Genomic DNA, 19,860 nt, shown 5'->3' on the forward strand with positions numbered 1-19,860 from the left:
TAACATTTAACACTCTTTGGCTTGTGCCTAAACACATAACTCGTATCTGATTTTGTATTCATACTTATCTTGAAGGTATTGCTAAGTTTAGGACTTTGAATAATTCTCCAAGTTTTTATCAAAAAAGCGGTTGAAAAAATATTTTTTCAACCGCTTTTTTGATGCTTTTATACTAGATATGAATGGTTTGAGAAGCAATCGTTGCATCTCAACTTGTAATTTTAGTGCAAAATGAAATCTTTTATTTTACTTTGAGTTTTTGTCCTACCGAAATAGTTGGCCCTGACAAACCATTTATCTTTAGCAGTTGAGGAACCGATAAATTATACATTATCGAAATTCGATAGGCCGTTTCGCCAGCTTTTACAGTGTGATACTTTTGGTCTTGGCTTTTCTCTACCTCTGGGGTAATTGGCTTAACGTATTCTTCTTTACTTGGAATTCGAGCATATTCTCCTGGGATGGTCAACTCTTGTCCAATTTCTACATAATTTGACGAAAGATTGTTCCAACTCTTCAAATTTTCTGGACTCACCTCATAAAAAGACGCAATTCTGAAAATTGTTTCTCCCTTTTGTACGGTATGTACAATTTTGAATATTGGGTTCTTTGTTGAAACAATAAATTTATTTTCTTTACTTTCCTCATCAGTTGATTTTTTGACCTCAACAGGTTTGGAAGGATTAGGGACAGTTGGTTCATCAACCACCACTGGTTTATTCTTCTTAGTATCTACAGGAATAACCGCGTCCTTGTTGCCTATTATTGCGTCTGCCTCTGCGTTGTTTTTATACACTTTTAGTTCTTGACCTACTTTCAAAGTAACGCTGGCATCAAGTCCGTTCAACTCATAGAGCTCGTTTACGGTCATGTTGTATTGCTTAGCAATACTAAAATAAGTTTGTTTATGCTCTACACGGTGTGTTCCCTGAAACATCCCCTTTTTGGAATCATACGCTCCTGAAGGAACAGAGGGAGTTGGATTTGTAGGCTTTGGAGTATTCGGATACACAGGCTCCAATGGATCTACTGGGTCTTTCTTTGGAGGGTTTACAGTTCCAGTTGTACCTTCATTGTTTGGTTTGGGTTGTGTATCTGGATTTTTAATAATCGGAGTAGGCATTTTGGTGTCTATCGGATTATTGGTATTAGCACCATTATTTACCGGCTCCTTGATTGGTGCTGGTGTAGGGTCTTGTGGCTTTGGAGAAGCTGGATCTTCCTTTACAATCAAAATATCATCTTTTGGTGAGCGCGAGTCAATTAAGTACAAAAGTCTTCCTTTTGTAAGACGTTGTACTGTTGTAATTCTGTTTTTTTCCTTCAAATCATCCAAATTGATGCCATACATCTGAGAAATCTGCCAGAGAGATTCGTTTCCACGAACCGTATGAAAGGCAACCTGTGCTTTATGGTCTTTTTTGCGTAGGTAATACACTTGGTTTGGAATAATACGTTCATTATCTTCCAAGTCGTTGTATTTGAGGAATTTCTTCAAGCTAATATTGCCTCTATCAGCAATTTTCTCGGGTGTGTCGCCTTCTAATGCTAAGATTCCTTTTTTTCCATTTATTTCATAATAGATGGGTTCATTAGGGTTGGTATTGGCTGGAGAAAGCCTTTTTAATACAGGAAAACCTATATCCGAACCAGGAACGTCAGGATAATTAGGTGCAGGAGAAACACCACTCGAGCCGCCGCTTATACCAGTGCTGTTATCTTTATCTACCAGATTGATTAAATCTTGATATTTGGAAGGCTCAACTACCAAATAAACAGTATAATCCTTGTCGTCTGGGATAGATTTTGAGGTAAGCCAAGTATTGTAAACTTCAAGCTCCTGTGTGCTTACTTTCAAAAATGTAGCGAGTTCATAAAGGCTTTTTCCTTTTGTTTTACTGTATTCAAAAAGTACAGGATTATTGTAAGGAGGGTTTTGTTTAACTTTATTATACTCTTGATCTAATACTAGTTTATATGCCAAAAAGCGAATGATATACCAATCTGTATCGCCGGTGACAGTGATTTCGGATTTGTTGGCCCATTCCATTTCCTTAGCTTTTCGAAAGCTGGTATAGCCCAAACGATACGACAAGATACTGGCCACCCAGTTACCCAACAAATCACGATGTTTTTTGAAGTAACTACAGGCCGCTCTGGTCGATGCCATCAAGTGTTTACGTTCGTCTACTACAGCATCCACTCTCAGATTATAGTCTTTGGCTGTTTCACGCTTAAATTGCCAATAGCCAATTGCATCTGAAGTAGAACGAGCATCAGGGTTCAGAAAACTTTCTTGAACACATAAATACTTAATTTCGTCTGGAATTTTCTCTTCTTGCAAAATGCGCTCTACGGCTGGCATGTAAGTGAGCATTCTACTGAGCATTCTATCTAAGTAGCCTCTATTGATAGTCAGTGGGCTGATTTCAGCCAAAATTTTGGTACGAGCCTCATCAGTAATTTTTACATTAACTGTGCCAACAACCATACTTGATGGTATATCCTGAGCCAAAACCAGACTGGGAAAGAGTGCAACAATTAGTGTTAAGTAGCGATATAATTTCATGAACTTTTTAAAAAAGTAAGATATATTTTGTGCATTAATTATTAATACTTCTCTAGTACTCCAGCCTATATATCAGGACCAAACGTTTTCTATATTAATTGATTCTTCACTACTCGATGATTGGAATTGGAGCAAATAAACAACCATGTATCTAAAAGAAAAGCAAGACTGAGTAACCATTTTGTCCGCTTGTATTGAGCGTGTAGAGTACTATTAAAGGATATTACAAAATTTTTCTTCTTTGCTTAAAAACCTCGTAAATTGTAGAGGTGCAAATAATAAAGTGTAAATTACCTTTCATGGAATAAACTCAATTAGAGTGCCAAATTATAAAAGTATCTAAAATTTACTTTAATTTCGCTAAATTTTTATTGAATGGAGCATTTTATTTCATAGCACTCCCAAAATTTAACGAATATACAATAGTATTATGATTTTAATTGAGAATACGGTCATTAGTGACGATATAGCCGAAAAGTTTTTTGTTTGTGACTTACTCAAATGCAGAGGTGCATGCTGTGTAGAAGGCGATTTGGGTGCGCCTCTTGAGGATGATGAATTACCTATTATGAACGAAATTCTGGATGCCGTAAAACCGTATTTATCACCAGAAGGCCTGGCTGTGATCGAACAAGAGGGTACTTATGTGAAAGATTGGGAGGGCGATTTCTCGACACCTGTTATCAAAGGTCGTGAGTGTGCTTTTGCGTTGTATGATGACAAGGGAATCTTGAAATGTGGTATTGAACAGGCCTATTTCGATGGTAAAATCTCTTGGAGAAAGCCGATTTCATGCCATTTGTATCCGATAAGAATTACCAAGTATGATCAATATGATGCGCTGAATTATGACCGTTGGCATATTTGTTCTGACGCTTGCTCGCACGGTGAGCAATTGGGCGTAGAGCTCTATAAGTTTTTGAAAGAACCACTCATTCGTAAGTATGGCGAAGCTTGGTATCAAGAGTTATTGGAAGAAATAAAAGATAGGGAAGAAGAATAATGTCAGCCGACAAATCGAATATTTTTGAAGATGTGTATGCCGTAGTGCGGCTAATTCCATCAGGGAAGGTGACAAGTTATGGCGCAATAGCACAGTTTTTGGGTAAAAAAAGTGGTGCTAGGCTAGTTGGTTGGGCTATGAATGCCTGTCATGCCGACCCCACTATTCCAGCTCATCGAGTGGTAAATAGCCTTGGTGTGCTTACAGGAAAGGGCTTTTTTGGAGGGAATCGTATGCAAGAATTATTAGAAGCTGAGGGTATTGTCATCAAAAACGATAAGATAGTCGATTTTAAAAAGCATTTGTGGATTCCTTCAGAAGAGTTGTTATAGCTAACACATAGACTATAAAATACAAAAAAAGGCTAACCAATTGGTTAGCCTTTTTGATTAGCCTCTTGGGCTCATTTGATAAGTAATACTAATGTTTTGTGTATTTTCATCAACAATGCCGGCGAAAAAACCTGCGAATACTGCGGCGGTTGGAATATCAATTTCATCAAGTTTTTGAATATCCCAATTTACTTTGCGAGCGTTTACACTCAAATGGAGTACCAAAGTTTTAGTGTCGGTTTTTAAAATATCCCAAAACACTTCTTTTTTGTCTTCCAACACCATTTTTAGTTTGGTGTTGTTGTCCACGAGCTTCCACTTTCCTTCATGTTTGTCACCACCTTCATCGGTATGTATCACCGTGCCGTCGGATGACAATTTGAAGCTTTCTTTCGAATAATCACGCAAATTTGCTACTTCTCCTCTTTGGTAAAGCATATCTTTTTTAGAATCTGCTTGGTAGTTTACCTTGTTGATTGTCCAAGTCTTAGACAATTGATTCGTCAATTCATCTCCTTCTAATAAATCAGTGATGATGGATTGACTGTCTTGAGAAGAAAGGTCGTGTTGTTTCTGTTTTACTTTACAGCCAGAAACCAGCATGCTTATCAAAGCGAAAAACATGCAGAGTAATAGCGTCTTTCTCATACGATATATGTTTGTTTAAGTAGAGCAAAAAGCCTCTTTCGGCCTTATGCGAGACTACTGCACCTTCCCGTATTCAAGTAGTAGTCATTCTTGAATAATCTTTGTGCACAAAAAAGGATAGCACAAAAAACAATCATTCGTGGCCAAGAGTTACAGTGTCTTGATGAATGAAGGCGAATACCTTTATGGTGATTAGGTTTTGGATTATTTTGTGAAAATGTACGTATCCGAATAAGCTGGATAATTGATGTGTAATTAAGTAAGAAACTGTTTTACAGTTGTTTAAATTTGACGTGTGAAATTTAGATTCAAAGAACGTTTTTGGACATTTTCACAAGAGTGTATGCAAAGGTAATACAAAATTTATCAAATTTCCAAACCGTTTAATAAAGTTAGGAGCTCAGGAATGGGAGAGCTCATTGGATGGTATTTCAAAATAAAATATCATAAAAAAGGGTTAAATGCTTCTTAAAAAAACATTTAACCCTTTTGAAGTTTAATAATATTTGGCTAGTCTATAAATTATTGATATATTGTTTGCCACCGAGTCCTCTCATTTGACGAACGATAAAGTTGGTGCGGCGTTGTACGTATGCCGAAGGCTTTTTGATAGAGAAACGGTTGGGACTTGGCAGCACTGCGGCAATTCTTGCAGCCTCTGTACGTGTCAAATATTTGGCAGAATGGCCATAATATTTTAAGGAGGCTGCTTCTACGCCAAATGTCATTTTCCCCATTTCGGCTACATTGAGATATACTTCCAAAATTCGTTCTTTCCCCCAAATCAATTCAATTAATAGCGTAAAATAAGCCTCTAGGGCTTTTCGTACATAGCTACGTCCTTGCCACAAAAAGACGTTTTTGGCTACTTGTTGCGAGATAGTACTTGCACCCTTAATTTTTTTACCTTTAAAATTATGACGAAATGCCCCCCACATAGCATCAAAATCAAACCCGTGATGTTCTGGGAATAGCTGATCTTCGGAGGCTACAACAGCTAGGGCAACCTCTTTCGAAATATTTTCGTATGGTTCCCAATCCGAATATATCTCGGTGTCTCGACCATCCGCAAGTGCCTCAAGTTTGCGATCCAACATGGTAGGAGTAAACCAAACAGGAACAAACTTAAAAATAATTACAAGTCCTAGCGAAATTCCTAAGAAATATAAGAGTGCTTTTAGGAAAAGACGTTGTAGGTATTGTGCAAAAGTATTTTTTTCTCTAAATGCTTTGTATCGTTGCCACCAACTCGGCTTGGTTGTGGTTTCTTCCATTGGTTCTTGCTCAGTGATTTTGAATGTATTTTTTCCCATAAAGCAATCAATTTGTCAAATGAAGCGTTTTTCTTAACTTGTGGATTAGGTTATGAGCCATGAGTTCAATATTACAAAATTACTCAAAAATCTCATGGGTTTTGTCATACTTTTAAGAAGTATTTCTAGAAAAAATACAAAATATTGATTTTGAATCATAAAGTGTTTTCGACCACAAATTTTTAGTATTTTTCATGTTATGCCATACCATCAAGCAAGGGTACAGGGGCTTATGATTCAATAAATAAATCTGAGGCAATTCGGTCGGCAAAAAGTTTGCCAGCCTGTGTAAGTTTTAAGCTTTGTTGTTGGATTTCGATATGTCCAGCATTGAATATTGGTTGAAGAAAGTTTTTTTGTAAATCAATAAAAGAGCTCCCAAGTAAATTATCCAAATACTCGATGTTACAACCCCAAATTGTTCGGAGTCCTGTGAGCAAATATTCGTTAATTTGATCTTCTTTTGATAGGTATTCCAAAGTTGCAGGAATGACACCTTGGTTAATTTGCTGGATATATTTGGTATTGTTGGCAATATTGTACTGTCGGCTATGCTCATTAAAACTGTGTGCCGATGGACCAATTCCTAGGTATTCCTCTTGTTTCCAGTAGCTTGTGTTGTGCTTGGAGTAGTGTTGATTTCGGGCGAAATTTGATATTTCGTATTGTTCGTAACCCATATCTTGCAGGGTTTTAACTAAAATACTGAACTGTTCGGCCGAGAAGTCGTCATCTATATTGGGCATTTTTCCTTGTTTGGTCCACTTGCCAAAAACCGTTTGAGGTTCGATTGTGAGACAATAGGCCGAAACGTGACTAAGATTGAGGGCTTCGATTTTGGCTAAATCTGCATATAAAATTTCATGACTTGGCGCAGGAATTGCGTAAATCAAATCTATCGTAATGTTGTCGATGCCCGCATCTTGCGCTAGTTGAACGCAAGTTTCGGCCTCTTTTGCATTATGAGCGCGATTCATTTGTAGGAGATGTGGCTCATGAAAAGATTGTATACCGATACTGAGTCGATTGATACCAAATTTTTTGAACATACGCAGCTTCTCGCTAGTGATGTCGTCAGGATTGGCCTCTAGGGTAATTTCTGCCTCAGGTAAAATAATGAATGTTTGATGTAATGCCGAAAAAATCGCATGAAGCGAGGTTTCATCTAAAATAGAAGGGGTGCCACCGCCAAAATAGACCGTCGATATAGAGGTTTTTTTTAAATAATGCTTTTGAAGATAAATTTCTTGACAAATGGCATCTATCATAGCCTCTTTTTGTGATAAAGAAGTACTAAAATGAAAGTCGCAATAATAGCAAGCCTGTTTACAAAATGGAATATGAAGATAGATATGCATACGTTTTTTTTGCGCTTTTGGAGCCATATTTTTGGCAGAAATACATCACAAAGGTAGGAGTTTATTCTAAATAGTTTTTGAACTTTTACTATACCTAGGTAATTTGTTGGAGGTAAAAGGCAAAGTGTGTAAAATTGTTTTTTAGTAAAGTTAGAGATGTTTTTTTGTCGAATGTCCATACCTGAAAGCCGAAAGCTCAAAAATTAATTTTTATTTTGTGACCTAACTTAAAAAACTAAAATATTACATAGTCGTTGTGAAACAAGTAGATTCCTTTAAAATAATTTTAGGATTCGTTATGAAAAAACTAACTTTGGAGAATCTCAAAACAAATTTTTAATTAGTCTATTCAATTTCGTTAATAATGCAGTTTAAGACAACAGCCTTAGAAGGAGTTATCGAATGCTACCCCACTAAATTCGAAGACGAAAGAGGTTTTTTTTACGAATCGTATAATCAAAAACTTTTTGAAGCAAATGGTATACCAGGAAATTTTGTTCAAGACAATCACTCTTGGTCAAAACCTGGTGTAATTCGTGGTTTGCATTTCCAGTATGACCCGTTTGCACAGGGCAAATTGGTGCGTGTAATCACAGGAAAGGTGATAGATGTAGTGGTAGATATTCGCCGTAATTCTCCTACTTTTGGTCAACACGCCAAATTTGAATTGGATTCAACTGTGGGGAATATGTTATTTGTTCCTGCAGGATTCGCACATGGTTTTGTGGCATTGGAAGAAACCGTATTCTTGTACAAATGCACTGAATACTGGCACAAAGCATCCGAATCTGGTATTATTTACAATGACCCCGACCTCGGTATCGACTGGGGTGTCGAAAACCCAATTGTATCTTCCAAAGATTTGGTTTTACCAAGATTCAAAGATTTGAGGTAGTCAAAAGGAAATTTTTCGCTGTTATCCTAAATGATATCCCAAAGCAAACCCCTCTAATTCTATGAGTTGGAGGGGTTTGCTTTGGGATATTGAAATTTGAAAGAAATCTACTTTTTTCTATTACCTCTATTACTAAAACTGTTTCAAATAGCTAATTTTTGTAATTACATGGTTTTCTACTCGTACTCTTTCCATGTATGGATTAAAGGATTGTTGGTTAAATACCAAATAGATATAAGATAAAGGCTGATATTCCCACGAAAATCTGATGTTATAATTTTGGGAGCTATTTTCTGAATTTCTTTGATAAAAACCAATCAATTGCAATCTTGGATTCAGGGCAAATCTGCCTTCCATTGAGTACAAATCAACATTAGATGTGGTTTGGGCGTCACCAACTTTCGAGAAATAATTCCTGTTAAATCTACCTGATAAAGAGATATGTGGCATTGGCGCAAATTGTAATGTCAAGTCTGCTGCATCGAGTTTTAAGTTAAAATAGGTTCCGCCCGAATAGGACAATTGCAGATTGAGCACACGCGAGGGGTCTGTACTGGCATATACCTGATGGCGAACATAACTGTATTCGCCTGAGCCAATTTTTACGCCAAGTGGTTCGAAGGCTTCAGTCAAATACTGATAAGTGGGGTTGATGCTATACCCCAAATATGCGCCACTTTGTAGGTTGAGCCATATTGGATAGATTGTCCACACTCGTTCGATTAGTTTGCCAGTGGAGGCTTGATGATAAAACTCAGGAAAAATACTTGGTTCCCATGCCCGTAACCATTTTTTGAAGGGTAATCGTTTGCCTCGGTACCACCAAAAAATCCCCGGGGTAGTGGCAACTACGTCGTTTCTGGAAACAAAACCTAATTCAGGGTCATAATCTTTTGTAACAACCGACTGTGTCCACCAAATTTTGAATTGATTGTTTACAAAAAAATATTGGGCGTAGGCTGTCATGCCATTTTTACCAGTAATACTTGAAGAAGACTGAGATACTAAGGTATTTAAGGAGTGCGTGTCAGAAAGCCTAAAAAAGGCATCAACTGTGCTCACAACATTTGTACCGTCGGGTCTATTTTTGAGCGTTAATAAACCTCCTACACGGTTTTGTTTTCCAAAATTTTCAGAAAAACGTCCAACAAAAAAATTGGTTGCAGGCGAATCACCAAGTTCTTTTTGTCGCATTAAAATAGCGCCAAAGTTTCGTTTATCTGAGCGATAAACCAACCTACTCCCAATTTCAATCGGAATAGGATTACCTTTATCGTCCAGACCTATTCTACGACTAAAAAATGGTTGAATTCGCATGTTACCTCCCGATTCGTCGGGATTTCTGCTAATTCCAACCCCAAAGAGAGAGGCATTTTCGAGGAAAAACTGTCTTCTTTCTGGAAAAAAAACCGAAAATCTACTCACATTATTCACCTGACGGTCGGCATCGGCCTGAGCAAAATCTGTGTTGATGGTCAGGTCAAAAATAGTATTTGTATTAATCGCCCATTTCATTTCGCCTCCCACTTTTAGATTCGTCTCCTCTGGTTTTACGGAGGCGTCGTAGCCTGAATAATGGTCATAGGAGGTTAAAAAATAAGGCTGAAAGCGAATATTAGAAGTTGGTGGAGGAGGCTTAAGATTCGACAACTTTCCTGCATAGTTCATTCGCATGGATGTAAACGAACGTGGAAATGCCGAAAGCGCCGAAACTTCATTACTCAGTCTTCTATTTCTGTAAATATTTATTCCCCAATTTTGGACAGAATCGGCTGTTTTGGGATAGCGAAGGGTTTGCCAAGGAATTGCGATTTCGGCTACCCAACCTGAGTCGGTTCGGCTAGTTCTAACGCGCCAAAGACCATCCCAATCCATATCATAATACAAATCATCGAATGATAATAAATCGCGCTGAACGCCATAAGGGTTAGTGCCCAACGAAATGGCATTTCGTTGGTCGTTGAAGCCATCAAATGAGAGCATTACCAAATCATGTTGTAATGCATTGAAGTCCCGCTTGAAGTCAGTTGCACGAAGCCCTTTTTTTCCTAAAGAGTCTTTCGAAATAATACCAAAGTACAAAAAATGGTTGTTGTACAACACCTTTACCTCGGTATGATGATTGGGGTTATTACCCTGAAATGGCTCAATTTGAGTGAATTTTGGCGAGCTAGGAGCCAAACGCCACTCTTCGTCATTGAGCAAACCATCCACTTTCAGTTTGTTTTTAATCTGAATAGCTTTGAGTTCTTTTTTGATAGAATCTGGTTTAAACACTTCTGCATCTTGTGCTTTTACCCCAGTCCATAATAATAATAATGGGAGGAGAAATCTTTTCATTAATTATTTAGGATAGTATGTGAGTTGAGATTAAACGTTGAAAAAGAGGAGTAGTGGTATTTTTGTAAATAGCAGATATTCAAATGATTGAGCGTGTAGTATGAGTTGTTTCAATATAAAGATAGGCAAAGAGATAGCAGTGTAGTTTTATACGAATGTCTATATTCTCTTTGCCTAAGTTAGTAGGTAATATAAAAATCAAATTTTGGCTTTCGGCTTTCAGCAATGGGCTTTCGGCAAAAATACTCCCAATGAATACAAAAAAGCATTTTGGCTTAATACCTAAAGCTTATAGCCTAAAGCAGACTATTGGTAATGCTAAATTGAAAGCTTTTTCATAAATGCTGCGTCGTATTTTAAGCTAGCCAAAGACGATTCTGGATATTCTTCTTGTTCTACCATAAAATACTTCATGCCATTGTCGAGTGCCGCACGAAGCGTTTTTTTCATATCTACGCTTCCTTTGCCGAGGTCATTTTGTACAGGTTTGCCATCTATTTTTTTGTAATCTTTTACATGACAAAGCTCGTAACGCTTACCATATTTTTTGAGGTGCTCGGCTGTGTTTACACCAGCCACATCAATCCAACATAAGTCCAATTCAAACATTACTTTTGATGGATCTGTGTTTTCTAACAAAAACTCTTGCGGCATTTTACCATCAAGTAAATGAAAAGAGTAGTCATGGTTATGATAACCAAATTTCAGACCAGCTTTATTGACTTGTTCACCCACTTCATTAAATTTATCAGCAATACGTTTCCAGTCGTCCCAAGTTTTTTGTGCACCTAAGTAAGGGCAAAGGATATACTTTAGTCCTGCCTCAGCTGCCAAATCAATACTCTTTTTTAATTCCTCTGGATTTTTGATTTCGCCAGTATAGTTGAAGTGAGTACTTACCATTTGTACACCTATATCTCCCAAAAATGATTTAATTTCTTTAGGTGACATGCCCCAAAGAAAACCCTTGGCACCACCATAGCTTTCAAATTGCTTGTACCCCATTGCTGCTAATTGTGTCATCACACCTTTTGGGTCTTTTGGCAATACATCACGAACACTGTATAATTGAACCCCGAATGTTTTGATGATTTTGCTGTTTGCGTTGGCAAATAGGTCTGAGGAGTTGAGCGCCAACGCTCCAGCGGCAAGTAAGCCAGATTGCTTAAGAAAGTTTCTTCTTTGCATGAGTTTGAAAATTGTTTAAAAGTAAATAAAAACCCTAAAATGGGGTTGGGGATAGTAATTTACAAAATTAGGGACTTGCTACTGATTCTTATCAGTTACTATTGGGGTTTGTGAAAAAGCAAGGCGTATTAAACAAGTTTTTTAGTATCCCCCAAACTTTTACACTAAAACCACATTCTATTTGTTTTTTATTTCTCATTCATTCAACAAAGCCTTAATTTTGTTACTCATAAACAATCTTGGCACGAACAATTCATAATTTAATATTATCTTTGCACCCGATGCAACGGAAACTTATTCTTTCAAGCCCCCTTTTAGAGATTACTATCAGCCGTCTCTGTCAAGAATTGATCGAGAATCATCAAGATTTTACTGATAGTGTCATCATTGGTTTACAACCAAGAGGTATCTTTTTTGCCAAACGTATTCAAGAAGAATTGTTGAGCATAACAGGTAAAAATATTCCATTAGGACAATTAGATGCTACTTTTTATCGCGATGATTTTCGCCGCCGAGAACCTCTCAAGCCTAATGCAACCAAAGTGCCTTTTTTGATTGAAAACAAAAAAGTTATTTTGGTAGATGATGTCTTGGCTACGGGTCGTATGGTTCGTGCTGCTTTGGATGCCATGACGGCATTTGGTCGTCCTGATAAGGTAGAATTATGTGTTTTGGTGGATCGTATCTACAATCGTGATTTGCCAGTAAAACCTGACTATGTTGGTAAAAAAGTAAATACTATTGATACCGAGAAAGTATTGGTTGAGTGGAAAGAACAAGGCCACGAAGCTGATAGAATTTGGTTGATTACAAAATAATCTGATGACACGATTCTTCTGAGTCGTGTATTTTTTTGACTTATTTCATCGCATACTGCGTATTGAGCTATAAATTCCCATGCAAAAATTAAGCACTCGCCATCTTTTGGGTATCAAAGACCTAACTCCTGAAGATATCGAACTCATTATGGCCACCGCCACAGAGTTTAAAGAAGTTATCAATCGTCCTATCAAGAAGGTTCCTTCTCTTCGTGATGTGACTATTGCCAACGTATTTTTCGAAAACTCAACTCGTACTCGTCTCTCTTTCGAATTAGCAGAAAAACGGCTTTCTGCTGATACCCTAAGCTTTTCGGCGGCAGGTAGTTCTGTAAAAAAGGGAGAAACCCTTTTGGATACGGTCAATAACATTTTGGCCATGAAAGTAGATATGATTGTGATGCGCCATGCTAGTCCAGGTGCGCCTCATTATTTATCAAAACATATTAAGGCAAATATTGTCAACGCTGGTGATGGCACGCACGAGCACCCCACTCAGGCGCTGTTAGATTCGTTTTCGATGCGCGAAAAATTGGGTGATTTAGCTGGAAAGAAAATCGCTATTATTGGGGATATATTACACTCACGGGTGGCACTATCTAATATTTTTGCCCTCAAAAAACAAGGTGCTGAAGTAATGCTATGCGGGCCGTCTACGTTGATTCCTCGTCATATTACTGATTTGGGAGTAACAGTTTGCCACGATGTAAAGAAGGCTTTGGCATGGTGTGATGTAGCCAATGTATTACGTATTCAGTTGGAGCGCCAACAAATTAAATATTTTCCGTCTTTGCGTGAGTATTCTTTGTACTATGGTATCAATAAAAGAATGTTGGATGAGCTAGACAAAGAAATCGTACTGATGCACCCAGGCCCTATTAACCGTGGAGTAGAGTTGACTTCTGATGCTGCAGACTCTCATCATTCTATTATCCTAGATCAGGTAGAAAACGGTGTGGCTGTTCGTATGGCAGTATTGTATTTACTTGCAGCCCAAAACTAGTCTATCAGCAAATAAGCTAGAACATAAGTCATTCCGAATTTTTAGGATTGAGATTATGCGCTAAATATTTATCAAAAAAGCGGTCGAAAAATACTTTTTCGACCGCTTTTTTGATGCTATCATGCAAGATTTTACTTGGCTTCAGATGCAAATATCAAGTCGCAATCATTGCGTCTGTACTGCTTGAATCCCAATTTTTTACTTAATTACTTTCACCCAACTCGTGATGATTCATGGTTTTTATCCTAAAACCAAAAAGGATGAGTGCTCGAATGTGAGGTAATATTCTTTGTAAGTGAAATTTTTACAAATAATAAGCCCGCATTTACGCATTGACTAAATTTTGAGATGATTAATTTTAGTTCGTTGTGGGGTAATTCAAAAAAGTTAGAGTTTGCTCAAAATGGTTGTTAATCAAAATATATAAGATTATATTTTTCTATAATTTTAAAGGTTCTATCTGCATAATATCGCCCACCTAAATGATTGTAGCCTTTAGCCCCTAATAAATAGGCAAAATGGTAAGCCGCATCTTGTTTGCTCCAACCTCTATCTAGTTTGTTTTGATACTCGCGCACAGCCCCCGAATAATCTCGACGCCATTTGCCTGTTTTATGAAGAAATACTTCCTCAACCAAGAATTTTATACAATCAGCTCTTGACTTGAACGATCGGTACCAATTATCTTTTCTTTTCGATTCGTCATAAATATATTGCCCAGGACTCGCTTGCCCAATTACCCTTACCCGACCGTTATGCTCATCTGGTTGGCCTTTCAGTTGAAAGCCGTCAGGCGATGGCTTCCACTGTTTTATACCAAAATAATTGTTAGCTATCGTTGCAGTTTTGCTATAGCCATAGCCACTTTCCAAAGCCGCCATTGCCATGATTACACTAGCTGGAAGCCTGTATTTTCGTGCTAGAGGCAATACCTCATTTTGAATACTACTAAAAAAAGACAATGCTATTTCATTGGTCGGTTGGTCGTTGACTCCATTATAGTTGTATCCAGAAATTCCTTTATTATTTTCGTCGAAGGTATCCGAAAAAGTTAATGGCACATTAGGGTTTGGGTACACCACATTAGCCCCCGATAGAGCCGAAGTAGCGTTACCACTATTAGGACTATAAATTTTGTCGCTGCTGTATTGAGGCAAACCAGCGTTTGTGAATTCGTACGTTGGCTCTTCTAATTTTTGTCTTTTTCCTGCAATCGTAATTTCACCGAGAATTTCACCTATGCTGTAGTTGTCGGAAGAGAAGCCGACGAATTTGAGCTTTTTGGTACTAGCATATACAAACTTGAATTTGAACTCGGCGTGGTTGTTAGAAACATAGGTAGAACCCAGACTATTTCCATTCACGAACACGCGAATTCGATGGATATTCAATCTTGTAGCAAAATTGAAAGAAACCTCTTGACCGATTTTCGCATACTTTGGATAGTTGACCGAAAACCCCATTGAGGAGTCATTTGATTTTGCTAAAATTGAAAATAAATTACAAATAAGTAAGGACATACACATCAAGCCCTTAGTCCTATCTATTAGTTTAGATAGTAAAAGACTATTTTTCTTCATGGGGCGGTAAATTACTTAGGTATTAAATTTAACAAGCGTTAGGATTATTTCACTATGTCTCAATACTTTACGTAATTTCAAAAATCGTGCCTATTGTTGGTGTGTATAGTAGAACTATTTCTTTATTTTTTGTTTGAATTTTAATAATACAGTTTAAAAAACTTACCAAATGTTCGTTTTTACGTTCTAGGGCAATATTTAACCGTTTGCTAATTATTAAATTTTTTTATAAATTTTTTCTAATTCTTTTGCGATTTCTGTAGAAGAGAATTTGGCAATATGTTTTTGACCAACTTGTACTACAGAATGGCTTAACTCTGAGTCACTTAACACACGCTGAATTTGATGTGCCAAATCTTGTATATCGTATGGGTTTACATAAATACCACCTTGTCCACCTGCTTCTTCTAGGCAAGAGCCAGTGGCTCCAATAACAGGAACCCCCGAATGGAGAGCTTCGACGATAGGAATTCCAAAGCCTTCGAAGATAGAAGGATAAACACTCAGGCTTGAGCCTTGATAAAGGGCAGGAAGGTCTGAAAATGGTACTCCATTGATAATATGAACTCCTGTTAAGTTCTTTTGTCGGATATATTCTTCTATTTGCGATTGATAGCTGCTTTTTCCCCCAACCAACACCAACTCTATTTCTGAATTATGTAGTGCCTCAAATGCCTTCACCAAGGTTAATTGATTTTTTCTTTCAGCAATGGTTGCCACACATAAGATATAGGGTTTGTTAAGCTGGTATTTTTTCCTAACTGCCGAGATATGCTCTGAAGGAAGTTTTTTTCTAAAGGCTGGATCACAGTCTTGGTATACTACCTCTATTTTGGAAGGAGATATTTGAAGCATCTCCACAATATCTTGTTTGGTTTGTTGGCTAATAGCTATAATACAATCGGCTTGTTCACAGGCAGCTTTGAATTTTCTTCGATAAATCCATCGGTCAATCATTGGATATAACTCAGGATATCTCATAAATATCAAGTCATGGATAGTCACAACAGACTTAATACCAGATTGTTGTATCTGCCATGGCAATTCGTTGCTCAAGCCATGAAAGATATCGATATGGTCTTTTTTTAGCTGTTGATTGATTCCCCAACTTCTCCATAAAGACTTTGGCATGGCAGTTTGAGGAAGTGCTATCCTCAAGCGGTTCGAAAAATGTACTTTTTCGTTTAATTTTGGCGTGTAAGCAAAATACTCATGCTCCGATGGCGAATCCAAAAGAGATTGAATAATAAATCTACTATAATTACCTAGTCCAGTAAAATTTTGAAACGCTCTCTTTGCATCAAATCCAATTCGCATACTTCTTGGGAAAATGTGATTATACTAAAAAAACAAAAATACCTAAACTTTCTTCTTCCAGAATGTATTTATATAAAAATGTGTTAATACTTACAGGCATCTTATTTTCGTAAGTAGTTTTGCTAACCAACAGATTCGCCTCAAAATTGTGTAACTTTGTGGTTCTATAGAAATAGCTTAGAAAATTAGTAAACAACTTGTCTGAGAACCACCATCAAACAAGGAAATTCATTAGAATGGACGGAATTCAAGAATATACATTACCCAACGGTATCAGAATTGTACATCGCCAAGTAACTCATACAGCAATCTCACATATAGGTTTGATGCTAGATATGGGAAGCCGCGACGAAAAACCTCATCAACAAGGCCTCGCTCATTTTTGGGAGCACATGGCATTTAAAGGAACGGAAAAACGCTCATCTCTCCAGATTATCAACAGGCTCGAAGTCGTTGGTGGAGAACTAAACGCTTATACAACAAAGGAAAAAATTTGTTTTCATGCATCCGTGCTTACTCCGCACTATGAACGAGCTTTAGAGCTTCTTTCAGACATTACATTTGGTTCGGTGTTTCCCGAAAAGCAGCTAGAACGTGAAAGAGGCGTTATCCTCGAAGAAATGTCTATGTATTACGATTCTCCAGAGGATGCTATCCAAGATGACTTTGATGAACTTATATTTTCGGGCCATCAACTTGGATGCAATATTTTAGGCACTCAGGAGAGTGTAAATGGATTTACACGACAAGATTTATTGAATTTTATTGATGAAAATCTGGATACTAGTCGAATCATATTTTCATCTGTTGGTAATATGCCCTTCAAAAAGGTATTAGCTTTAGTTGAGAAATACATGAAGGATATCCCTACCAAAAGTTCGAGTTTGGTAAGAACTCCGCCAGCTTTATATGCTCCAAAAATTGTAAACCTCAAACGTAGTATAACCCAAGCTCATGTGGCTATCGGACGTACTGCCTATGAAATTACGCATGCTCAACGTTTGCCATTTTTTATGCTTATTAATCTTTTGGGCGGTCCGGGAATGAATTCTCGTCTGAATTTGGCAGTAAGAGAAAAAAATGGATTAGTATACTCAATCGATGCTGGATACACACCATTTATTGATACGGGGTATTGGGGAATTTATTATGCTACCGAACAAAAGCACTTGAAAAAGGCGAATGCTTTGATTTTGAAAGAACTCAAAACACTTAGAGAGGTGCCACTCACCAAAACTCAACTACATCATACCAAAGAACAACTCATGGGGCAGATGGCAATGTCTGAAGAGGGAAATATGAGCTTTATGTTAATGATGGCCAAAAGTCTGCTCGATATCAATCGAATTGACTCACTGGAAGAGCTATTTGCTCAGATTCGAATGGTTTCTGCCAGCCAGTTGCAAGATTTGGCTAATGAATTATGCAGAGAGGAGGATTTAAGCTACTTAACATTCCTGCCCGAAAATTAACAAAACTCAAACAGAGTAAATCAACATAGGGCCTGTGTTCTATGGTATTTTTTTACCGATTTGAGTAATATATATTGACAATACAATGACAAAACAAGAACTTTTCGGACAAATATTGTCCAAAAAATCCTATTTATGTGTTGGGTTGGATACCGACCTTCAAAAACTTCCAAAACATTTATTAGAGTTTGAAGACCCAATTTTCGAATTTAATAAGCAAATTATCGATGCTACCAAGCAATACGCCGTAGCATACAAACCTAATATTGCTTTTTATGAAGCTTTTGGCGCAAAAGGATGGGAGAGTCTTCAAAAAACATTGGCCTATATTCCAAAAGATTGTTTCACAATCGCTGATGCCAAACGAGGCGATATCGGCAATACCTCTGGATTGTACGCACGAGCCTTTTTTGACCCCAACTCTTCAGGTCTTGATTTTGACTCGGTAACGGTCGCACCTTATATGGGTGAGGATTCTGTTACTCCGTTTTTGACTTTTCCCAACAAATGGGTTATTCTTTTGGCGCTGACTTCGAACGGAGGAAGTAAAGATTTTCAGACCTTATCTGTGGGCAACAAAGCTTTGTTTGAGGAGGTTTTAACCAAATCACAAGAATGGGGTACCGACGAGCAACTCATGTATGTAGTAGGGGCAACCCAAGCTGATATGCTCGCTCAAGTACGTGCGCTTGCGCCTGAGCATTTTTTGTTAGTACCGGGTGTTGGTGCGCAAGGAGGAAGTTTAGAAGATGTTTCTAAATACGGGATGAACAGCACTTGTGGTTTATTAGTGAACTCTTCACGTGCGATTATTTATGCTTCCTCTGGTGAAGATTTTGCTGAAAAAGCTGCCGAAGAAGCACAAAAAGTACAGGCAGAAATGGCTCAGTATTTGGATTTATATTTGAAGAAATAATAGATACCTTACCATTTGGATTTGGCACCTATTCTAAGCATCAACTCTTAGAATAGGTGCCAATTTTCTTTTTAACTCATTTTTGACTATTCTCCTAATATTTTTATCCAATTATCGAAATGTTTCGACTATATGAAAAAATGTTAATATATTTGTTTGTTGATATATAGACTTAAAAATTAATAGAAATTCTCATTTGTATATCTCTGGGTGTATCAAAGATATTCTATCGTTAATCACTTTATTGCTAAAAATGAAGCTCAAAAGACTCATAACAATTGCCATTCCGTTTTCGATTATATCGGGGATTGTGAATATTTTGGGTATAAAGTTACTCGGTGTGGTCACTACCAATGTCACGGGTTTGTTTAGTTTGGGTGTACAATGGTGGAGCGATAATGAATATCAGTTTCCTTTTACCCTTACTATATATATATTGAGTTATTTACTAGGTTCATTTTTTAGTTCATGGTGGTATCATAGTTATCAGTTAGTCCCCAAAATGTGGAAAAAACTCATCACTCCAAGTGTGAATCTCGTGATTGTTCTTTGTGCCTATATGATGAAAGAGCCTTTTATTCCCAGTTTGGTATTTGCTATGAGTAATCACAATGCTTTTGCCTCCAATTTTACCTGTGCCAAAGTAAAACCATCTCAACTCACGGGTTTGGTAATGGATTTAGGCGTAGAATTATCTAAACTAAGATTTACAAGCCCCGAATCGAGAGGTTGCCTTTGGGATAGCATACTGACAAGACTCACCATCATTGTGTTTTTTACTATAGGAGCCGTCTCAGCTGTCACATATCAAACCATGAGCTTGATGCTGGTTGCCGCCCTATTTTATATAGGTCTTATCATGAGTGTATTGTTACGAAAATTTTAGAAAAGAAGTGACTATTGATAAATAGGTGGCTTATTGAAACATAAAATCCCTTATAGTTCTGAACTACAAGGGATTTTATGTTTAGTATTTTTAATAGAAAGTAAGTGTGCAAAATTAGATTTAAGTTATGTGTTTAGGCACTAGGCAACAGGCACAAGGCAAAGAGTGTTAAAATGTTTTTTAGTCACGATAGATATGTTTTGCCGAATGCCCAAAGCTGAA

Annotated in this window: 16 protein-coding genes; 8 read left to right on the forward strand and 8 right to left on the reverse strand. The window is 37.4% G+C overall.

What is annotated here, in order from left to right; genetic code table 11:
• Positions 1–241: 241 nt before the first annotated feature.
• Complete coding sequence (locus ACOVQ4_RS10210; protein WP_421820542.1) at positions 242–2,569, reverse strand: LysM peptidoglycan-binding domain-containing protein; 2,328 nt, start codon at positions 2,567–2,569, stop codon at positions 242–244.
• Between the two features lie 430 nt (positions 2,570–2,999).
• Here ACOVQ4_RS10210 and ACOVQ4_RS10215 point away from each other — a divergent pair, with 430 nt between their 5' ends.
• Both ACOVQ4_RS10215 and ACOVQ4_RS10220 read left to right on the forward strand, forming a co-directional pair.
• Positions 3,000–3,572 (forward strand): DUF3109 family protein, encoded by a 573-nt coding sequence (locus ACOVQ4_RS10215; protein WP_421820543.1) that lies wholly within the window; start codon positions 3,000–3,002, stop codon positions 3,570–3,572.
• The gene (locus tag ACOVQ4_RS10220) at positions 3,572–3,904 is read left to right on the forward strand and encodes an MGMT family protein (RefSeq protein ID WP_421820544.1); all 333 of its coding nucleotides are present in this window, start codon (positions 3,572–3,574) and stop codon (positions 3,902–3,904) included. Before ACOVQ4_RS10215 ends, ACOVQ4_RS10220 begins: the two co-directional genes overlap by 1 nt.
• A 57-nt stretch (positions 3,905–3,961) precedes the next feature.
• On the opposite strand, the gene ACOVQ4_RS10225 is transcribed toward ACOVQ4_RS10220, so the two are convergent.
• The 3 genes from ACOVQ4_RS10225 to hemW all read right to left on the reverse strand — a co-directional run bounded on the left by ACOVQ4_RS10225 (position 3,962) and on the right by hemW (position 7,250).
• A complete protein-coding gene (locus ACOVQ4_RS10225; RefSeq protein ID WP_421820545.1) occupies positions 3,962–4,552 on the reverse strand; it encodes a hypothetical protein in 591 nt (196 codons plus the stop codon).
• Positions 4,553–5,067: 515 nt separating this feature from the next.
• Positions 5,068–5,865 (reverse strand): monofunctional biosynthetic peptidoglycan transglycosylase, encoded by a 798-nt coding sequence (mtgA, locus tag ACOVQ4_RS10230; RefSeq protein WP_421820546.1) that lies wholly within the window; start codon positions 5,863–5,865, stop codon positions 5,068–5,070.
• Between the two features lie 230 nt (positions 5,866–6,095).
• Positions 6,096–7,250, reverse strand: coding sequence for a radical SAM family heme chaperone HemW (gene hemW / locus ACOVQ4_RS10235; RefSeq protein WP_421820547.1), 1,155 nt, complete (start codon positions 7,248–7,250; stop codon positions 6,096–6,098).
• A gap of 337 nt (positions 7,251–7,587) precedes the next feature.
• Here hemW and rfbC point away from each other — a divergent pair, with 337 nt between their 5' ends.
• Positions 7,588–8,118, forward strand: coding sequence for a dTDP-4-dehydrorhamnose 3,5-epimerase (gene rfbC, locus ACOVQ4_RS10240; RefSeq protein ID WP_421820548.1), 531 nt, complete (start codon positions 7,588–7,590; stop codon positions 8,116–8,118).
• A gap of 132 nt (positions 8,119–8,250) precedes the next feature.
• Here the strand turns inward: rfbC and ACOVQ4_RS10245 are convergent, their stop codons facing one another.
• Positions 8,251–10,458, reverse strand: coding sequence for a DUF5916 domain-containing protein (locus tag ACOVQ4_RS10245; RefSeq protein ID WP_421820549.1), 2,208 nt, complete (start codon positions 10,456–10,458; stop codon positions 8,251–8,253).
• A gap of 318 nt (positions 10,459–10,776) precedes the next feature.
• On the reverse strand, positions 10,777–11,646 hold the full coding sequence (locus tag ACOVQ4_RS10250; RefSeq protein WP_421820550.1) for a sugar phosphate isomerase/epimerase family protein: 870 nt from the start codon (positions 11,644–11,646) through the stop codon (positions 10,777–10,779).
• A gap of 281 nt (positions 11,647–11,927) precedes the next feature.
• Between ACOVQ4_RS10250 and pyrR the strand changes: the two genes are divergently transcribed.
• Positions 11,928–12,464, forward strand: coding sequence for a bifunctional pyr operon transcriptional regulator/uracil phosphoribosyltransferase PyrR (gene pyrR / locus ACOVQ4_RS10255; protein WP_166551763.1), 537 nt, complete (start codon positions 11,928–11,930; stop codon positions 12,462–12,464).
• A gap of 79 nt (positions 12,465–12,543) precedes the next feature.
• A complete protein-coding gene (locus tag ACOVQ4_RS10260; protein WP_421820551.1) occupies positions 12,544–13,467 on the forward strand; it encodes an aspartate carbamoyltransferase catalytic subunit in 924 nt (307 codons plus the stop codon).
• Between the two features lie 410 nt (positions 13,468–13,877).
• Here the strand turns inward: ACOVQ4_RS10260 and ACOVQ4_RS10265 are convergent, their stop codons facing one another.
• Positions 13,878–14,987 carry a glucosaminidase domain-containing protein gene (locus tag ACOVQ4_RS10265; RefSeq protein ID WP_421820552.1) on the reverse strand — a complete coding sequence of 370 codons (1,110 nt, stop codon included), beginning with the start codon at positions 14,985–14,987 and terminating at the stop codon, positions 13,878–13,880.
• Between the two features lie 276 nt (positions 14,988–15,263).
• A complete protein-coding gene (locus ACOVQ4_RS10270; RefSeq protein ID WP_421820553.1) occupies positions 15,264–16,364 on the reverse strand; it encodes a glycosyltransferase family 4 protein in 1,101 nt (366 codons plus the stop codon).
• A gap of 236 nt (positions 16,365–16,600) precedes the next feature.
• Between ACOVQ4_RS10270 and ACOVQ4_RS10275 the strand changes: the two genes are divergently transcribed.
• From ACOVQ4_RS10275 to ACOVQ4_RS10285, 3 genes are all read left to right on the forward strand, one after another.
• Positions 16,601–17,836: a M16 family metallopeptidase gene (locus ACOVQ4_RS10275; RefSeq protein ID WP_421820554.1), complete on the forward strand. Its 1,236-nt coding sequence runs from the start codon at positions 16,601–16,603 to the stop codon at positions 17,834–17,836.
• A gap of 85 nt (positions 17,837–17,921) precedes the next feature.
• Positions 17,922–18,752, forward strand: a complete 831-nt coding sequence (gene pyrF / locus ACOVQ4_RS10280; RefSeq protein WP_421820555.1) for an orotidine-5'-phosphate decarboxylase — start codon at positions 17,922–17,924, stop codon at positions 18,750–18,752.
• A gap of 253 nt (positions 18,753–19,005) precedes the next feature.
• Entirely contained in the window at positions 19,006–19,638 is a 633-nt protein-coding gene (locus ACOVQ4_RS10285; RefSeq protein ID WP_421820556.1) for a DUF1275 family protein, read from the forward strand.
• Positions 19,639–19,860: the final 222 nt, after the last annotated feature.

This window comes from Flectobacillus sp., assembly GCF_049240685.1.
Taxonomy (GTDB): Bacteria; Bacteroidota; Bacteroidia; order Cytophagales; family Spirosomataceae; genus Flectobacillus.

Coding starts and splice junctions, on each gene's coding strand:
- ACOVQ4_RS10210 (WP_421820542.1), bottom strand. CDS start 2,569: ATGAAATTATATCGCTACTTAACACTAATTGTTGCACTCTTTCCCAGT.
- ACOVQ4_RS10215 (WP_421820543.1), top strand. CDS start 3,000: ATGATTTTAATTGAGAATACGGTCATTAGTGACGATATAGCCGAAAAG.
- ACOVQ4_RS10220 (WP_421820544.1), top strand. CDS start 3,572: ATGTCAGCCGACAAATCGAATATTTTTGAAGATGTGTATGCCGTAGTG.
- ACOVQ4_RS10225 (WP_421820545.1), bottom strand. CDS start 4,552: ATGAGAAAGACGCTATTACTCTGCATGTTTTTCGCTTTGATAAGCATG.
- mtgA (WP_421820546.1), bottom strand. CDS start 5,865: ATGGGAAAAAATACATTCAAAATCACTGAGCAAGAACCAATGGAAGAA.
- hemW (WP_421820547.1), bottom strand. CDS start 7,250: ATGGCTCCAAAAGCGCAAAAAAAACGTATGCATATCTATCTTCATATT.
- rfbC (WP_421820548.1), top strand. CDS start 7,588: ATGCAGTTTAAGACAACAGCCTTAGAAGGAGTTATCGAATGCTACCCC.
- ACOVQ4_RS10245 (WP_421820549.1), bottom strand. CDS start 10,458: ATGAAAAGATTTCTCCTCCCATTATTATTATTATGGACTGGGGTAAAA.
- ACOVQ4_RS10250 (WP_421820550.1), bottom strand. CDS start 11,646: ATGCAAAGAAGAAACTTTCTTAAGCAATCTGGCTTACTTGCCGCTGGA.
- pyrR (WP_166551763.1), top strand. CDS start 11,928: ATGCAACGGAAACTTATTCTTTCAAGCCCCCTTTTAGAGATTACTATC.
- ACOVQ4_RS10260 (WP_421820551.1), top strand. CDS start 12,544: ATGCAAAAATTAAGCACTCGCCATCTTTTGGGTATCAAAGACCTAACT.
- ACOVQ4_RS10265 (WP_421820552.1), bottom strand. CDS start 14,987: ATGTCCTTACTTATTTGTAATTTATTTTCAATTTTAGCAAAATCAAAT.
- ACOVQ4_RS10270 (WP_421820553.1), bottom strand. CDS start 16,364: ATGCGAATTGGATTTGATGCAAAGAGAGCGTTTCAAAATTTTACTGGA.
- ACOVQ4_RS10275 (WP_421820554.1), top strand. CDS start 16,601: ATGGACGGAATTCAAGAATATACATTACCCAACGGTATCAGAATTGTA.
- pyrF (WP_421820555.1), top strand. CDS start 17,922: ATGACAAAACAAGAACTTTTCGGACAAATATTGTCCAAAAAATCCTAT.
- ACOVQ4_RS10285 (WP_421820556.1), top strand. CDS start 19,006: ATGAAGCTCAAAAGACTCATAACAATTGCCATTCCGTTTTCGATTATA.